Source organism: Streptomyces sp. NPDC023481, assembly GCF_055560195.1.
In genome coordinates, this window is record NZ_JBVHJE010000008.1 from 138,683 (window position 1) to 154,425 (window position 15,743).

Consider the following 15,743-nt stretch of genomic DNA (forward strand, 5'->3'; position numbering starts at 1 on the left):
ACCCTACCCGGCGGTACCGGGCAGGGGCAGCCCCTCTTTTCCGGCCCGGGGGACGGTCAGCGCCCGCCAGCCTCCGGCCGGTCCGTGCGCCGGCGCCGCCACAGCGCCACCGGGAGCAGCGCCGCGACGGCGGCGCCCTGCGGGGCCACCGTCAGGGAGGCCGCGGCGGAGGACTGGTCGCCGAGGCCGGGCTGGTCGAAGGTGTCCGGGATCGGCAGGGTGCCCCAGCGGTTGATCGGCCAGGCCTTGACGACAGCCCGGCCCACGACGTCCTTCACCGGGACCATGCCGTGGTTCCTGTCGGACTGGTTGTACCGGGAGTCACGGGAGTTCTGGCGGTGGTCGCCCATCACCCAGATGTCGCCCTTGGGGACCTTCACCTTGAACTGGCCACCCTGATCGTCCACGCTGCACGGCGTGTTGCCCGGGTAGACGTACGGCTCGTTCAGCGCCTTGCCGTTGACCCGGAGCGGGCCGCTGCCCTTGCACTCGATCGTGTCGCCACCGACGCCGATCACCCGCTTGATCAGGTCCTTCTCCTCCGCGGACGGCATCAGGCCGATCCAGCTGAGGACCTTCTGCACCGGGTTCGGGGTCGGTGTCGGCTCGCCCGCCAGCCAGTTGTCCGGGTCGTGGAAGACGACGACCTCGCCCCGCTCGGGCTTGGAGCCGAACCACGGGGTGAGCTTGTCGACCAGCACCCGGTCACCCTGCTGGAGGGTGTTCTGCATCGAGTCGGACGGGATCGAGAACGCCTGGACCAGGAACGTCTTGATCAGCAGCGCCAGGACCAGCGCGATGCCGATCAGGATCGGCAGCTCCTTCCAGAAGGAGCGCGGCTTCCTGGGCCGGGGGGTCGTCTCGCCCGCTCCCGCGCCCGCGGCGCTCGGCCGCTGTTCGCCGTCCGGCGTGCCGTCGTCGTCCGCGGAACGCTCGTTCCCGGAGGTCATGGCGCCGTCCGGTACGGGAGCGTCCGGTTCCACGGGGCGCCCGCGGTTTTCCTCGCCGTCGTGGCCCGACCGTGCGCCAACCGCCACATCCCCCACGCCAACTCCTCACTCTGTGTCGCCGCCTGCCCCGCACGCGGTGCAGGCCCACCACTCCCATAACGAGCGGGAGTTCCGCAGGGGTCGGGAGCCGGGTCGTTCCGTTCGGATTCTCGTGGGCAACCCTATGCGACGCCCGGGGAGCAGCGGTCGTTCCCGACACCGAGTCGGTGACGCTTGCAAAGGTTTTAGGTTCCTGCAGGCGCGTCCAGTGCCCGACGGGCCAGCCGATGACCATGGCCCGGCCGACCACCGAGTCCTCGGAGACCGTGCCGCCGTAGGGCGTGTTCTGGTGGGACCGGGAGTCCGCCGAGTTGCCCCGGTGGTCGCCCATCATCCACAGCCGGCCCTTGGGGACGGTGATGTCGAAGGGCATGGTGGACGGCGCGTCCCCCGGATACAGGTAGTCGCCCTCGGTGAGCGGTACGCCGTTGACGGTGACACGGCCTTGCGCGTCGCAGCACTTGACGTGGTCGCCGCCGACCCCGATGACCCGTTTGATCAGGTCCTTCTCGTTGTCGGAGGGCAGCAGGCCGATGAAGGTGAGCCCTTCTTTGAGCTGCTTGACGACGACCGGGTCGTTCTTCTTCGCGGTCTGCTCGTCCTGCAGCCAGCCGCCCGGGTCGTGGAAGACGACGACGTCACCGCGCTGCGGCTTGGAGCCGAACCACGGGGTGAACTTGTCGACCAGGACCCGGTCGCCGATCCGGATCGTCTCCTCCATGGACCCGGACGGGATCACGAACGCCTGGACGAGGAACGTCTTCAGGACGAGCGCGATGAGGACGGCGACACCGACCAGCAGGGGGATCTCCCGGACGGCCGACCGTCTGCGCTTGCGTTTGACCTTGCGCTGCAGTTTCCGGCGCTCCGCGCGCGTGCGGCCACCGCCGGGCGCGGAGGTGCGGCGGGAGCCGGTGGGCAGCAGGTTGTCGGCGGGCGTGGCGGGCACGCCGCGCGGTTTGCCGCGGTTACCCATGGGCCGCCCCCGCGGCGGCGGGCACGCGCGCGTAGGCGGACGGCCGGGTCAGATGCGTCCAGTGGCGGTACGGCCACACGATCCAGTCGGCGCGGCCGATGACGTCACCGACGGGGATCATGCCGCCGCCGGGCGAGCCGAGGTGGTCGCGGGAGTCGCTGGAGTCGCTGCGGTGGTCGCCGAGGACGAACAGGCGGCCCGGGGGCACGACGATGTCGAAGGGCACGCTGGAGGCGCTGTTCCCGGGGTAGAGGAACGCCGTCTCGTCGACCGGCCGGCCGTTCACCTCGATCCTCCCGTTCCCGTCGCAGCACACCACATGGTCTCCCCCCACACCGACCACGCGTTTGATGTAGTCGGCGTCCCCGAAATACCCGGTGCCGTCGAACACAACCACGTCACCGCGACGCGGCTGGGCACCGAAACGGTACGCGACCTTGTTTACGAGAACGCGGTCCCCGATCCTCAAACCGCGCTCCATGGATCCGCTCGGAATCTCGAACGGCTGCACCACGAAGGCGTTGAGGACGAGCAGGAACACCAGTCCGGCGAAGACGGCGAGGGTGATCCGGCCACCCGGTAGCCAGTCGGCGACCCGGGACGGCAACGCGAAACGCGACCGGCCCTCCGGCCCCGGAGTACCGGGGTGGGAGGAGCGGTCGCGTTCCGTCTGCTGTGCTTCGGTGTCCATCGGAGCCAGATGCTATCCGGCCCCGCTGTGACTCCGGGAAAGCGCTCAGTTGTCGCGCTTCTCCTTGATCTTCGCGGCCTTGCCGCGCAGGTCACGGAGGTAGTACAGCTTGGCGCGGCGCACGTCGCCACGGGTGACCAGCTCGATCTTCTCGACGATCGGGGTGTGCACCGGGAAGGTGCGCTCGACGCCGACGGAGAACGAGACCTTGCGGACCGTGAAGGTCTCGCGGACACCGGCGCCCTGGCGGCGGATCACAACGCCCTTGAACTGCTGCACACGGGAGCGGTTGCCCTCGATGACGCGCACGTGGACGTTGACGGTGTCACCCGGACGGAAGGCCGGGATGTCGCTGCGCAGCGACGCGGAGTCGACGGAGTCGAGCAGGTGAGACATTTCGTCTGCTTTCCTCGCTGATGCCACAGGTCATCAACGGAAACTAGGGGTTCCAGGAGGTCTGCCGTGCGGGTCGGGGCGGGCGTCGTGTCCCCCTGTGGCAGGGGCGCACGCCGGACGGACGCACAACAGCGGTCTATTCTTCCACGCCGTCGGCCCGCCGCCAAAATCGGCCGTACGGCTCCCCGTCCGGGTCCGGTTCCCAGCCCAGGATGGACAGCATCTCGCGGTCCTTCCTGTCGAAGGCCTTGGGGTCGCAGCGCTCGATCAGGTCGGGGCGGTTGCGGGTCGTGCGCTTCAGGGCCTCGTCGCGGCGCCAGCGGGCGATCCTGCCGTGGTGGCCGCTCAGCAGCACCTCGGGGATGTCCCGGCCGCGCCAGACGGGCGGCTTGGTGTAGACGGGGCCTTCGAGGAGGTTGGCCATGGCGCCGGGCGCGAAGGAGTCGTCGCGGTGGGACTCGGCGTTGCCGAGGACGCCGGGCAGCAGCCGGGCGACGGCCTCCGTGACGACGAGTACGGCCGCCTCCCCGCCGGCGAGGACGTAGTCGCCGATGGAGACCTCGTAGACCGGCATCCGGGTCGCGTACTCGTCCGTCACGCGCCGGTCGATGCCCTCGTAGCGGGCCGGTGTGAAGACCAGCCATGGCCGCTCGGACAGTTCGACGGCGAGTTCCTGGGTGAACGGGCGGCCGCTCGGGGTGGGGACGATGAGCGCGGGGCCCCGGGCGCCGGCCTCGTAGCCGTCGGCGATGACCGTGTCCAGGGCGTCGCCCCAGGGGTCGGTCTTCATGACCATGCCGGGACCGCCGCCGTAGGGGGTGTCGTCCACCGTGTTGTGCCGGTCGTACGTCCACTCGCGCAGGTCGTGCACGTGGACGTCCAGCTGCCCTCGCGCGCGCGCCTTGCCGACGAGGGAGACGTTGAGGGGCTCCAGGTACTCGGGGAAGATCGTGACGACGTCGAGCCTCATGCGCTGTCGTCCCTCGACGAGGCGATTTCCGCGCGGTCGTCGATGAGGCCCGGCGGCGGGGCGATGACCGCCCTCTGCTCCTCCAGGTCGATCTCGGTGACGATCTCCTCCACGAAGGGGATCATCACCTCGCTGCCGTCGGGGCGCTCCACGATGAACAGGTCCTGCGTGGGCAGGTGCGAGATCTCGGTGATCCGGCCGACCTCGGTGCCGTCCTCGGTGACCACATCGAGGTCGATCAGCTGGTGGTCGTAGAACTCGTCCTCGCCCTCCGGCAGCTCCTCGGGGTCCACCTCGGCGATCAGCAGGGTGTTGCGCAGCGCCTCGGCGGCGTTGCGGTCGGTGACGCCCGCGAAGCGCAGCAGGAGGCGACCGCTGTGGACGCGTCCCGTCTCGATGGTCAGCGGTCCCGTGGAGGCGGGGTCCGTGGCGAGTACGGCACCGGGCGCGAGCCGCAGCTCCGGCTCGTCGGTGCGTACCTCGACGGTGACCTCGCCCTTGATGCCATGGGCACGGCCGATCCGTGCGACTACCAGCTGCACGTGTCCAATTCTCCTGTCATCTGCTGCTCGCGTCCTGCCGATACGACTGCGGGCCGGGGACGGCCAGTGGCCCTCCCCGGCCCGAGCCGGTTGCGATGAAGCGTCAGCGGACGTGGTCCACGTCGACGAGGTCGACGCGGACACCGCGACCGCCGATGGCGCCCACGACGGTGCGCAGGGCGCGCGCGGTGCGGCCGTTGCGGCCGATCACCTTGCCGAGGTCGTCCGGATGCACCCGGACTTCGAGCACGCGTCCGCGACGCAGGTCGCGCGAGGCCACCTGCACATCGTCAGGGTTGTCGACGATGCCCTTCACGAGGTGCTCAAGCGCCTCTTCGAGCATGCTGCTCAGGCCTCGGTCGACTCAGCCGCGGAGGACTCGGCGGCCGCCTCGTCCTTCTTCTCGGCCTTCTTCTTCTGGGTGATGGCCTCGCCCTTGCCCTCGTCCTCACCGGCGAGCGCCTCGAAGGACGGACGGGCCGGCTTGGGCTCGGCGACGAGCAGCGGCGCGGGAGCCGGCTCGCCCTTGAACTTCTGCCAGTCGCCGGTCTTCTTCAGGATGGCGAGCACGGGCTCGGTCGGCTGGGCGCCGACACCGAGCCAGTACGCCACACGCTCGGCGTCCACCTCGATGACCGACGGGTTGTAGGTCGGGTGGTACTTGCCGATCTCCTCGATGGCCCGGCCGTCACGGCGGGTACGGGAGTCGGCGACGACGATGCGGTAGTGAGGCGAACGGATCTTGCCCAGACGCTTCAGCTTGATCTTGACTGCCACGGGAGTGGGTTCTCCTGGATTTGACGTGGTTGGGCACGGCGAGTTGCCGCGTGGGGTTGCGGTACCCGAGTGCCCGATGGACGCGTCAGCCGGAGGAGAGAGGGGTCCTGTGCGGCTGTCGAGTACAGCTGGCCATTCTGCCACACCTCGCGGGCCGCTTCGGGCCGAGGGTGGCCGGGCCGGGCCCGGGCACGCCGGAGCGGCACCCGGCGTGGAGGTGAGTCACGTCGGATGCGCGGCCCGGCGCGGTGCGGGGACCGGCCGGCTCACGGCTGCCACGAGCAGCCGTGGGCCTACGCCGCTCCCACGACCTCCGGGATCCTGAACGGCTTGCCGCAGCCGCCGCAGACGATGGGCGCCTGGGCCAGGACCGAGGGCACCACCCGGACGTTGCGCCCGCAGTCGCACACCGCCTTGACCCGGACGCCGCCGCCGGAGGAGCCGTGCCGGGCGGCCGGGCCCCGGAAGGTGCGGGTGGTGTCGGCCGAGGTGGCCGCGGTGTGGGCCTTCAGCGCGCGCTGGAGCCGCTCGATGGTCGGGCGGTAGCGCCGCTTGGCCTCGGGGTTGAGCGTGACCAGGGAGAAACCGCTGCTCGGGTGCGGCTCCTCGGGGTGGTCCAGGCCCAGCTCCTCGGCGATCGCGAGGAAACGACGGTTGTGGTAGCGGCCCGCCCGGGAGGTGTCACGGATACCGCGGGCGGCGGCGATGCCGTGGACTGCCTCGTGGAGGAGCCGCTCGAAGGAGAGTTCGTGACCGCACGCGGACGACGACTCCCCGATCAGGGATTCTGGCGCGGCGAGGTCCGGCAGTTCGGGGTGGTACCGCTGAATGTCGGCCCACGCCTGCGCCAGCTCCGCGGCGAGAACAGGTGGTGTCTGTGTCGTGCTCACGTAATGACAACGAGCGGGGGTGCCGCTGTGTTCCTATTCCGGGGCATCCCAAATAATTTGCACGTACCCGTCAGTTGCCGCTGATGCGTCGTGACGAGGGCGGGTGCGCTGATCTGCGGAGAAGCGTCACAGCTCGTACCAAGCTGGTGCGTAGTTGGCGCTACGTACCGCTCGGGAGCCCTGGTGCGACGGTGGCTGGTCGCTGCGCAAGGGGTGTTTCGGCCGCTCTCGGCGGCGGCCCCCACCCTGGACAGCGTCCACGACGTCCGTGACGTTACCCGGTGCCCGGGCATCCTCGGTCACCGGCCCGCCCGCGGGACGGACGGCGCGGGGTCGTCCAGGTTGCCGGGGTGTGAAATCTCGCCACACCCGCGCCCGCACCCCAAGCCGGGCCCCACGACCCCTGGACGGCACCGCGAGCCGGGAGTTAGGTGGCATACGTGGGAAGTGCGCGCGCACGGCACGGGGGCCACGCGACCGGGCGCAGCGGCGAACCGTCGGCTGATTGGGGCGCATACCTATGACACCTACGCTCGTGCGGCAGCACCGGTCCCAGGCGGGCTCCGCACCCCGCGTGGACCTGGGCGCACGCGCGCGTGACTGGTCCGAGATCCAGGAGCGGATGCTCGTACCGCTCTACCAAGCCGTGTACGACCGACTCGACGTGGGCCCCGCCACCCGGCTGCTGGGGCTGCGCTGCGGCTCCGGGCTCGCCCTGCTGATGGCGGCCGCCCGCGGCGCCGCCGTCACCGGTGTCGACCCGGCCTCCCCCGAACGCCTCGCCCTGGCCCGCGAGCGCCTCCTGCCGGACCCGCCGCCCGGCGCGCGCAGGGCCACGCGCGCGCGTACGGCGGTGGAACTCGTCGGCGGGCCGCCGGCGGACGCGGTCGGTGCCGGCCCGGCCGGCGCGGATCCGGCCGGATACACGCTGGTGACCGCCTTCGAGCCGATCGGCGGCCTCGCGGGCGACGCCGAGGGCCTCGGCGGTCTGCTCGCCGGCGCGATGCCGCTGGCCGGCCGCGGGGCCGCCGTGGTGCTGGCCGGCTGGGGGCCGCCGGAGCGGTGCGCCACCTCCTCGGTGTTGCGCGTAGCCACCAAACTGGCCGATCCGGTGGGCGGCGCGCGCACATGGCGGGCGGCCCGGCGCGACGACCTGGAGGAGGTCGCGGGGCGGGCCGGGCTGAGGCCTGACGGCTCGGGACGGGTCGCCTGCCCGTTCGGGTACGCCGATCTCCCCAGCGCGGTCCGCGGACTGCTGTCCACCGGTCTGTTCGACCCCGCGATCGCCGCGACCGACGCCAGGCAGGTCGACAAGGAGCTGACGGAGGCCCTGCACCCGCACCGGCGCCCGGACGGCACGGTGTGGATGCCGAACGTCTTCCGCTACCTGGTCGCCCGCGTGCCCTGACCCGCGTTCACTCCTCGCCGTCCTTGGTGAGGCGGGTGATTCCCGCGATGCGGTACGCGTCGGCCTCCTCCAGGGTCTCGGTCTCCAGCAGCGCCTGCGCCAGTGCGTCCAGCCGGCCCCGGTGGTCGCGGAGTTTGCGGCACGCCTCCTCGTAGCAGGCGTCCACGATCCGCCGCATCTCGGCGTCGATGACGTCCAGGGTCCCCGGGGCTGCGGACAGGCCGTACGCCTGCTGGGCGTCGCTCGGCAGCGCGGACAGCCGGCCGACGCGCTCGCTCATGCCCCAGCGGCCCACCATCCCGCGCGCGATGTTGGTGACCTGTTCGAGGTCGTTCTCCGCGCCCGTCGTGACGACCCCGTAGACGACCTCCTCCGCCGCCATGCCGCCCAGGGCGCCGATGATGCGCCCGCGCAGGTACTCCTCGGAGTGCGCGTACCGCTCCACCTCGGGCGTGGACATGGTGACGCCGAGCGCCCGGCCGCGCGGCACGATGGTGATCTTGCGGACGGGGTCGGCGCCGGGTTGCAGCATGCCGAGCAGGGCGTGGCCGCTCTCGTGGTACGCGGTACGGCGCCGGTCGTCCTCCGGCATGATCAGGGTGCGTTCGGCGCCCAGCTGCACCTTCTCCAGCGCCTCGGACAGGTGGGCGCCGGTCACCTGCTCCTGCTTGCGCTTGACCGCGAGCAGCGCGGCCTCGTTGGCGAGATTGGCCAGATCCGCGCCGGTCATGCCCGGGGTCACCCGGGCCACCTGGGTCAGGTCGACGTCCGGCGCGAGCGGGATCCGCCGGGTGTGGATGCGCAGGATCGCCTCGCGGCCGCCGCGGTCCGGCGGGGACACGGTGACCACCCGGTCGAAGCGGCCGGGGCGGGTCAGTGCCGGGTCGAGGATGTCCGCGCGGTTGGTCGCCGCTATGACGATCACGCCCTCGGAGCCCGAGAAGCCGTCCATCTCCGTGAGGATCTGGTTCAGCGTCTGCTCGCGCTCGTCGTGACCGCCCATCGAGGAACTGCCGCCGCGCGCCCGTCCGATGGTGTCGATCTCGTCGATGAAGATGATCGAGGGGGCCACCTTGCGGGCCTCGGCGAACAGCTCGCGGACGCGGGACGCGCCGACGCCCACGATCATCTCGATGAACTCGGACGCCGAGGCCGAGAAGAACGGCACGCCGGCCTCCCCCGCGACCGCCCGGGCGAGCAGGGTCTTGCCGGTGCCGGGCGGGCCGGAGAGCAGTACCCCGCGGGGCAGCTTCGCGCCCATCCTGCGGTAGACGTCCGGGTGCTCCAGGAAGTCCACGACGTCGTCCAGTTCGCCCTTGACCTCGTCGATGCCGGCCACGTCGGCGAAGGTGGTGCGCTCCGTGTCCGGCCGGGGCCCGACCGGTCTGGGTGGTGCCCGGCGGCCGAACAGTCCGCCCGCGCCGGACAGCGCCCCGCCGAGCCGCCGTGAGACGAGGACCCACACCACGACCAGGACCACGATCGGGACCAGGGAGATCAGCGCGTTGGCGACGAAGCCGCGTTCCTGCACCACCGGCCGCGCGGTCACCGTGACCCCGTGGCTGCTCAGGTTCTGCCACAGCCGGTCGGCGGCGAAGGCCGGCCGCTGCGTCGTGAACCTGGTGTAGTCGCCGCCGCCGTCGGGATTGGCGCGGGGGCTGCGCAGTTCGCCCTGGATCGCGTCGCCCTTGGAATAGATCCTGGCGACGTTGCCCGCGCCGACCTGCCGGCTGAACTCCGTGTAGGAGATCGTCGGTTCGTTGCCCTGGCCGAAGTAGTGCAGTCCGAGGTAGGCCAGCACGAAGACGATCACCGCGGTGGCGAGCAGGCCCCACCATCTGCCGCCCCGGAGCCGGCCGGGTCGCCGCGGGGGCTCGTCCGGTGTGCCCTCGGCGCGCCACGGCCGATCGGGGTCCCTGCGGGGCGGCGCCGCGTCGCTCATATCTGGACGTTACGACACCCGGGGGACCTCGGCACGCGCAAGGGGCGCCCCCCGTGGCGGGGGGCGCCCCTTGAGGTCGTAGGCGCGGAACTCAGCCCATGAACTTCTTGAACTCGTCGGGCAGCTCGAAGTCCTGGCCGCCCTGCTGGCCCGGCAGACCGAAGGCGCCGCCCTCCGCCGCCGCGGCGGCCCGGCGGGCGGCCTCCTCCAGCTCCTGCTGCTTGCGCTTCATCGGGTTGCCGGAGCGCTGCTTGCCCTTGGCCTTCTTCTGCTGCTTCTTCTGCCGGCCGGGGCCGCCGCCCATGCCCGGGATCCCCGGCATGCCCGGCATACCGCCCTGGGCCATGCGGGACATCATCTTGCGGGCCTCGAAGAACCGCTCGACCAGGCCCTTGACCGCGCTGACCTCGACACCGGAACCCTTGGCGATACGGGCGCGGCGCGAGCCGTTGATGATCGTCGGGTCCTGGCGCTCACCCGGGGTCATCGACTTGATCATCGCGGCGATGCGGTCGACCTCCCGCTCGTCCAGGTTGTTGATCTGGTCCTTGATCTGGCCCATGCCCGGGAGCATGCCGAGCAGCTTGCTGATGCTGCCCATCTTCCTGACCTGCTCCATCTGGGACAGGAAGTCGTCCAGGGTGAAGTCCTGGCCCTTCTTCGACGCCAGCTTCGAGGCCATCTTCTGGGCCTCTTCCTGACTGAACGTCTTCTCCGCCTGCTCGATCAGGGTGAGCAGGTCACCCATGTCGAGGATGCGGGAGGCCATCCGGTCCGGGTGGAACGCGTCGAAGTCGTCCAGCTTCTCGCCGTTCGACGCGAACATGATGGGCTTGCCGGTGATCTGCCGGATGGACAGGGCCGCACCACCGCGGGCGTCACCGTCGAGCTTGGACAGGACCACACCGTCGAAGCCGACGCCGTCGCGGAAGGCCTCCGCGGTGTTGACGGCGTCCTGACCGATCATCGCGTCGACGACGAACAGGATCTCGTCCGGGGAGACCGCGTCGCGGATGTCCGCTGCCTGCTGCATCATCTCGGCGTCGATACCGAGGCGGCCGGCGGTGTCCACGATCACGATGTCGTGGACCTTGGACCGCGCGAAGTCGATGGAGTCCCTGGCGACCTTCACCGGGTCGCCGACGCCGTTGCCCGGCTCCGGCGCGTACACCGCGACGCCGGCGCGCTCGGCGACGACGCTCAGCTGGTTGACGGCGTTCGGGCGCTGGAGGTCGGCGGCGACCAGCAGCGGGGAGTGGCCCTGCTCCTTCAGCCAGCGGCCGAGCTTGCCCGCGAGGGTGGTCTTACCGGCGCCCTGGAGACCGGCCAGCATGATCACGGTGGGCGGCTGCTTGGCGAAGCGGAGACGCCGGGTCTCGCCGCCGAGGATGGTGATCAGTTCCTCGTTGACGATCTTGAGGACCTGCTGGGCCGGGTTCAGCGCCTTGGAGACCTCGGCACCGAGCGCGCGCTCCTTGAGGTTCTTGATGAACGCGCGGACCACGGGGAGAGCCACGTCGGCTTCGAGGAGCGCGATACGGATCTCACGTGCCGTGGCGTCGATGTCCGCCTCGGAGAGCCGTCCCTTGCCGCGCAGGTTCTTGAAAGTCGCTGACAGGCGATCGGAGAGAGTGTCGAACACGGCGCTCGCGGTCCTCGGGGTCGGTGACGGTCTTGATGGGAATCGCCCTCCAGGGTATCCCGGCGCCGACGGCACCGGGGCAGGGTCATCCCCGCAGCGTCTCCTCCAGTACCCCGGCCAGGGCGGACGCGTCCCCGGCCGGCAGCGGGGCGCCGGTGCCCGTGGTGACGTAGAACGCGTCGACCGCGTTGGAGCCGAGGGTGCTCACGTGCATGCTCCGGACCCGGACGGCCGCCTTGTCCAGGGCCATGCCGATGCGGTGCAGGAGGCCCGGGGCGTCCTGGGCGCGGACCTCGATGACGGTGGCGTGGTGGGAGGCGGCCGGGGCGACCGTGACGCGGGGCGGCGGGGCGGTCCAGCCGCGGCGGCGGGGGTAGGCCGCGTCGCGTTCGGCGAGGCGGCCGGCGATGTCGAGGCTGCCGTCCAGGGCGCGGACCAGGTCGCCGCGGAGCCGGGCCGCCTGGGGCAGGGAGCCGTACTCGGCGGCGACCCGCCAGTTGAGCAGGAGGACCGCGCCCTCGTCGTCCACGTCGTCCGGCAGGCTGACGGCGCGCAGTTCCGCCGTGCGGACGGTGAGGCGGTGCACCGCGAGGACGCCGGCGACGGCGGGCAGGACGCCGGGCTGGTCGGGCACGGCGATGAGGAGTTCGACGCCCAGGGGCTCCGGGTCGCCGGACGGCTCCTCGGTGACCGGTTCGGTCTGGGCGCGCAGGGCTAGGACCGGGCCGCCGGTGCGGAAGGACTCGATGGCGAGGCGTTCCTGCTCGGCGGTGGGCGCGGCCGGCTCGGGCTCGTCGGGGGCGGCCCCGGCGAGCAGGGCGGAGACGCGTCGTACGAGGTCGGCGACGAGGGATCCGCGCCAGGAGGACCAGGCGGCCGGGCCGGTGGCGAGGGCGTCGGCCTCGGTGAGCGCGTGCAGCAGTTCCAGGGTGCTCTGGCTGCCGACCGCCTCGGCGACGGAGCGGACGGTGGCGGGGTCGTCCAGGTCACGGCGGGTGGCCGTCTCGATGAGCAGCAGGTGGTGGCGGACCAGCAGGGAGAGCACGGTCACGTCCGCCCGGTCGAAGCCGATGCGCGCGGCGACGTCCCTGGCGATGATCTCGCCGGCCACCGAGTGGTCGCCGGGCCAGCCCTTGCCGATGTCGTGCAGCAGGGCGGCGACCAGGAGCAGGTCGGGGCGGCTGACCCGGCGGGTGAGTTCACAGGCGCGGACGGCGGTCTCGATGAGGTGCCGGTCGACCGTCCAGAGGTGGACGGCGTTGCGCTGGGGGCGGCAGCGGACCCGTTCCCAGTCCGGGAGCAGGCGGGTGATCAGGCCCTCGGCCTCCAGGGCCTCCCAGACCTCGACCGTGGGGCGGCCGGAGCCGAGCAGGGTGACGAGCTGTTCGCGGGCCTCGGCGGGCCAGGGCGTGGGCAGGGGGCCGGTGGTGGCGGCCATGCGCCGGACGGCGTGCAGGGAGAGCGGGAGGCCGGCCTGGGCGGCGGCGGCCGCGGCGCGCAGCGGGAGCACGGGGTCGCGTTCGGGGCGTGCGGCGCGGGCGAGCACCACCTCGCCGTCCTGTTCCACGACGCCCTCGGCCAGCGGCGACCGTTCCGTGACCGGCCTGCCGCCGCCGCCGAGCATGGCGCGCAGGCGGGGCCGCACGGCGCGCGAGCGCAGGACGCGCCCCACTTCACGCCAGGTGACGTCACTGGCGTACGCGATCACGCGTGCCGCTTCGTAGACCTGCCGGAGCAGGGTGTCGGCGTCGAGCAGCCCCAGCCCGGCGGCGACCTGGTCCTGTTCCTGGAGGGCGAGCCGGTCGGTGGCGCGGCCGGTGGCGAGGTGGAGGGCGTCGCGTACGTCGAGCAGCCGGCGGCGGGCGTCGTCCAGGCCCTCGCGCGGGGCGTCGGCGAGCCAGGAGGCGGCGACGGCGCGCAGGGCGGTGGCGTCGCGGAGGCCGCCGCGGGCCTCCTTGAGGTCGGGTTCCAGCAGGTACTGGAGTTCACCCTGGCGTGCCGCGCGTTCGGCACACAGCTCCTGGAGTTCGGGGAGGCGTTTGGGGGCCTGGTTGCGCCAGTCGGCGAGGGCGGCGGTGCGCAGGCCGGCGGTGAGCGCGGGGTCGCCGGCGAGGTGGCGCGCGTCCAGCAGGCCGAGGTGGACCTTGAGGTCCTCGCCGGCCGTCCTGCGGGCCTCGGCGGGCGTGCGTACGGAGTGGTCGAGGGCGAGGCCGAGGTCCCAGACGGGGTACCAGATCCGGTCGGCGAGGGCGGCGACGGCGGCGGGGTCGGTGCCGTCGTGCAGCAGGACGAGGTCGAGGTCGCTGCGCGGGGAGAGCTCCCCACGGCCGTAGCCGCCGACGGCGACGAGCGAGATCCCGGACGGCTCGCCGGCCGCGGCGCCGAACAGTCCGGCGAGCCAGTCGTCGGTCAGCGCGGACAGGGCGGTACGGCGCGGCGGCCCGGACCGCGCCTCCTCGGTGAGGAGGCGCAGCCGGGCCGCCGCGTAGCCGCCGGGCCCCGGGGCTTCCGTCTCTTCGCGCGTATCCGTACCCGTCACCCGGCGGCTCCTGTTCTGTTTCCGCTGTTCTGTTTCCGCGGACTGTCCCTGACCCGGATTCTCCTGCGTCAGAGCGCGTCCGGCCCCCGCTCGCCCGTGCGGACCCGTACGGCGGTCTCGACGGGCAGGGACCAGACCTTGCCGTCCCCGATCTTGCCGGTGCGGGCGGCCTTGACGATGACCTCGATCAGCTGGTCGGCGTCGTCGTCCTCGGCCAGCACCTCGACGCGGATCTTGGGGACGAGGTCGACGGTGTACTCGGCGCCCCGGTACACCTCGGTGTGGCCGCGCTGCCGGCCGTAGCCGCTGGCCTCGGTGACCGTGAGGCCGTGGACGCCGAAGGCCTGGAGGGCCTCCTTGATCTCGTCGAGCCGGTGGGGCTTGACGACGGCGGTGATGAGCTTCATGCGTCCACCTTCTTGTTCTGCGCGGTGGCGGCCAGGGCCGGGCCGGCGAGGGACCCGGTGACGCCGCCGCCGGCGCCGCTGAAGTCGTATGCGGTCTCGGCGTGCTCGGCCTGGTCGATGCCGGAGATCTCCTCGTCCTCGGTGACCCGCATGCCGAGGGTCCTGTCGAGGAGGAAGGCGAGGACGGCGGAGACGATCAGGGAGTAGGCGAGGACCGCGAAGACCCCGGCGCACTGCTTCCACAGCTGGGTGAAGGTGTGGTCGCCGTAGAGGACGCCCGTGGCGGTGGACTGGCCCTTGCCGGTGGCGAAGAAGCCGATCAGCAGGGAGCCGATGATGCCGCCGACCATGTGGACGCCGACGACGTCGAGGGAGTCGTCGTAGCCGAACCTGAACTTCAGGCCGACGGCCGCCGCGCAGGCGACACCGGCGATGGCGCCGACGGCGATCGCGCCAAGCGGGGAGACCGCGCCGCCGGACGGGGTGATCGCGACCAGGCCGGCGACCGCGCCGGAGGCGGCGCCGAGCGTGGTGAACGCGCCGTGCCGGATCTTCTCGTAGGCGAGCCAGGCCAGCATGGCGGCGGCGGTGGCGACCTGGGTGTTGACGAACATCAGCGCGCCGACGCCGTCGTCGTTGCCGAGCCAGGAGCCGGCGTTGAAGCCGAACCAGCCGAACCAGAGCAGACCGGCGCCGAGCATGACCAGCGGGAGGCTGTGCGGGCGCATGGGGTCGCGCTTGAAGCCGACGCGCTTGCCGATGACGAGGATGACGCCAAGGGCCGCCGCGCCCGCGTTGATGTGGACCGCCGTACCGCCCGCGAAGTCGATCACGCCGAGCTTGAAGGCCCAGCCGTCGGCGCCCCAGACCCAGTGGGCGACCGGGACGTAGACGATCGTGGCCCACAGGGCGATGAACAGCGACCACGCGGAGAACTTGACCCGGTCCGCGAGGGCGCCGCTGATCAGGGCCGGCGTGATGATCGCGAACATCAGCTGGAAGACCATGAAGACGAAGACCGGGATGGTGTAGCCGTCCCAGAGGTCGGTGAGGCCGACGTGGCTGAGGCCGATCCAGTCGGCGTTCCAGCCGAGGAGGCTGTTGCCGGTGCCGAAGGCGAGGGAGAAGCCGTAGAGCACCCACAGGATGGTGACGATCCCGAGGCTGATGAAGCTCATCATCAGCATGTTCAGGGTGCTCTTGACGCGGACCATGCCTCCGTAGAAGAAGGCCAGTCCCGGGGTCATGAGCATCACCAGGGCGGAACAGATGAGCATGAAGCCTGTGTTGGCGGACGACAGTCTGGGTGCGTCCGCCGCAAGCATGATGGCTGGTGCCATCGGCGTCTCCTCGTCGGTTGGTACGGCCCCGTGCGGGCGGTGCCTGAGCGGTCCGGTCGGGTGAGGGGTGGGCCGGTTATGCGCCACGAGACTGGCGCAGCGCGGTTTCGGTGGAAGCCCCTCGTTGTTTCACCGGGATGACGAAGGCGCCCTGTGTGTTACGCCTGGATGAAG

Annotated in this window: 14 protein-coding genes and 1 pseudogene; 1 reads left to right on the top strand and 14 read right to left on the bottom strand. The window is 71.7% G+C overall.

Translation table 11 applies throughout. The annotated features are described in order from the left end of the window. Positions 1–56: 56 nt before the first annotated feature. The 9 genes and pseudogenes from lepB (ACZ3ZD_RS18030) to ACZ3ZD_RS18070 all read right to left on the bottom strand — a co-directional run bounded on the left by lepB (ACZ3ZD_RS18030) (position 57) and on the right by ACZ3ZD_RS18070 (position 6,291). On the bottom strand, positions 57–1,046 hold the full coding sequence (gene lepB / locus ACZ3ZD_RS18030; RefSeq protein ID WP_467398122.1) for a signal peptidase I: 990 nt from the start codon (positions 1,044–1,046) through the stop codon (positions 57–59). Continuing rightward, positions 937–2,025 (bottom strand): annotated as a pseudogene (gene lepB, locus ACZ3ZD_RS18035) (signal peptidase I); the annotation flags it as partial. The gene lepB (ACZ3ZD_RS18030) and the pseudogene lepB (ACZ3ZD_RS18035), both read right to left, overlap by 110 nt. Continuing rightward, positions 2,018–2,716, bottom strand: a complete 699-nt coding sequence (gene lepB / locus ACZ3ZD_RS18040) for a signal peptidase I (RefSeq protein WP_467398124.1) — start codon at positions 2,714–2,716, stop codon at positions 2,018–2,020. The pseudogene lepB (ACZ3ZD_RS18035) and the gene lepB (ACZ3ZD_RS18040), both read right to left, overlap by 8 nt. A 45-nt stretch (positions 2,717–2,761) precedes the next feature. Further along, complete coding sequence (gene rplS / locus ACZ3ZD_RS18045) at positions 2,762–3,112, bottom strand: 50S ribosomal protein L19 (RefSeq protein ID WP_054235359.1); 351 nt, start codon at positions 3,110–3,112, stop codon at positions 2,762–2,764. Between the two features lie 136 nt (positions 3,113–3,248). Beyond that, positions 3,249–4,082 (bottom strand): tRNA (guanosine(37)-N1)-methyltransferase TrmD, encoded by an 834-nt coding sequence (gene trmD, locus ACZ3ZD_RS18050; protein WP_467398127.1) that lies wholly within the window; start codon positions 4,080–4,082, stop codon positions 3,249–3,251. Then, the gene (rimM, locus tag ACZ3ZD_RS18055; RefSeq protein WP_467398130.1) at positions 4,079–4,624 is read right to left on the bottom strand and encodes a ribosome maturation factor RimM; all 546 of its coding nucleotides are present in this window, start codon (positions 4,622–4,624) and stop codon (positions 4,079–4,081) included. Before rimM ends, trmD begins: the two co-directional genes overlap by 4 nt. Before the next feature lie 103 nt (positions 4,625–4,727). Continuing rightward, complete coding sequence (locus tag ACZ3ZD_RS18060; protein ID WP_005479813.1) at positions 4,728–4,967, bottom strand: RNA-binding protein; 240 nt, start codon at positions 4,965–4,967, stop codon at positions 4,728–4,730. A gap of 5 nt (positions 4,968–4,972) precedes the next feature. After that, positions 4,973–5,401, bottom strand: coding sequence for a 30S ribosomal protein S16 (gene rpsP / locus ACZ3ZD_RS18065; protein WP_467398133.1), 429 nt, complete (start codon positions 5,399–5,401; stop codon positions 4,973–4,975). Positions 5,402–5,694: 293 nt separating this feature from the next. After that, positions 5,695–6,291, bottom strand: a complete 597-nt coding sequence (locus tag ACZ3ZD_RS18070) for a hypothetical protein (RefSeq protein WP_467398135.1) — start codon at positions 6,289–6,291, stop codon at positions 5,695–5,697. A 520-nt stretch (positions 6,292–6,811) separates the two neighbouring features. Between ACZ3ZD_RS18070 and ACZ3ZD_RS18075 the strand changes: the two genes are divergently transcribed. Continuing rightward, positions 6,812–7,699, top strand: coding sequence for a class I SAM-dependent methyltransferase (locus ACZ3ZD_RS18075; protein ID WP_467398137.1), 888 nt, complete (start codon positions 6,812–6,814; stop codon positions 7,697–7,699). 7 nt (positions 7,700–7,706) lie between these two features. On the opposite strand, the gene ftsH is transcribed toward ACZ3ZD_RS18075, so the two are convergent. The 5 genes from ftsH to ACZ3ZD_RS18100 all read right to left on the bottom strand — a co-directional run bounded on the left by ftsH (position 7,707) and on the right by ACZ3ZD_RS18100 (position 15,569). Next, positions 7,707–9,641 carry an ATP-dependent zinc metalloprotease FtsH gene (ftsH, locus tag ACZ3ZD_RS18080; RefSeq protein ID WP_467398140.1) on the bottom strand — a complete coding sequence of 645 codons (1,935 nt, stop codon included), beginning with the start codon at positions 9,639–9,641 and terminating at the stop codon, positions 7,707–7,709. Positions 9,642–9,732: 91 nt separating this feature from the next. Continuing rightward, positions 9,733–11,283 (bottom strand): signal recognition particle protein, encoded by a 1,551-nt coding sequence (gene ffh, locus ACZ3ZD_RS18085; protein WP_467398142.1) that lies wholly within the window; start codon positions 11,281–11,283, stop codon positions 9,733–9,735. A gap of 85 nt (positions 11,284–11,368) precedes the next feature. Beyond that, positions 11,369–13,822, bottom strand: coding sequence for a [protein-PII] uridylyltransferase (locus ACZ3ZD_RS18090; protein ID WP_467398145.1), 2,454 nt, complete (start codon positions 13,820–13,822; stop codon positions 11,369–11,371). A 68-nt stretch (positions 13,823–13,890) separates the two neighbouring features. Then, positions 13,891–14,229, bottom strand: a complete 339-nt coding sequence (locus tag ACZ3ZD_RS18095; protein ID WP_467398146.1) for a P-II family nitrogen regulator — start codon at positions 14,227–14,229, stop codon at positions 13,891–13,893. Continuing rightward, entirely contained in the window at positions 14,226–15,569 is a 1,344-nt protein-coding gene (locus tag ACZ3ZD_RS18100; protein WP_467398148.1) for an ammonium transporter, read from the bottom strand. Before ACZ3ZD_RS18100 ends, ACZ3ZD_RS18095 begins: the two co-directional genes overlap by 4 nt. Between the last annotated feature and the right edge of the window lie 174 nt (positions 15,570–15,743).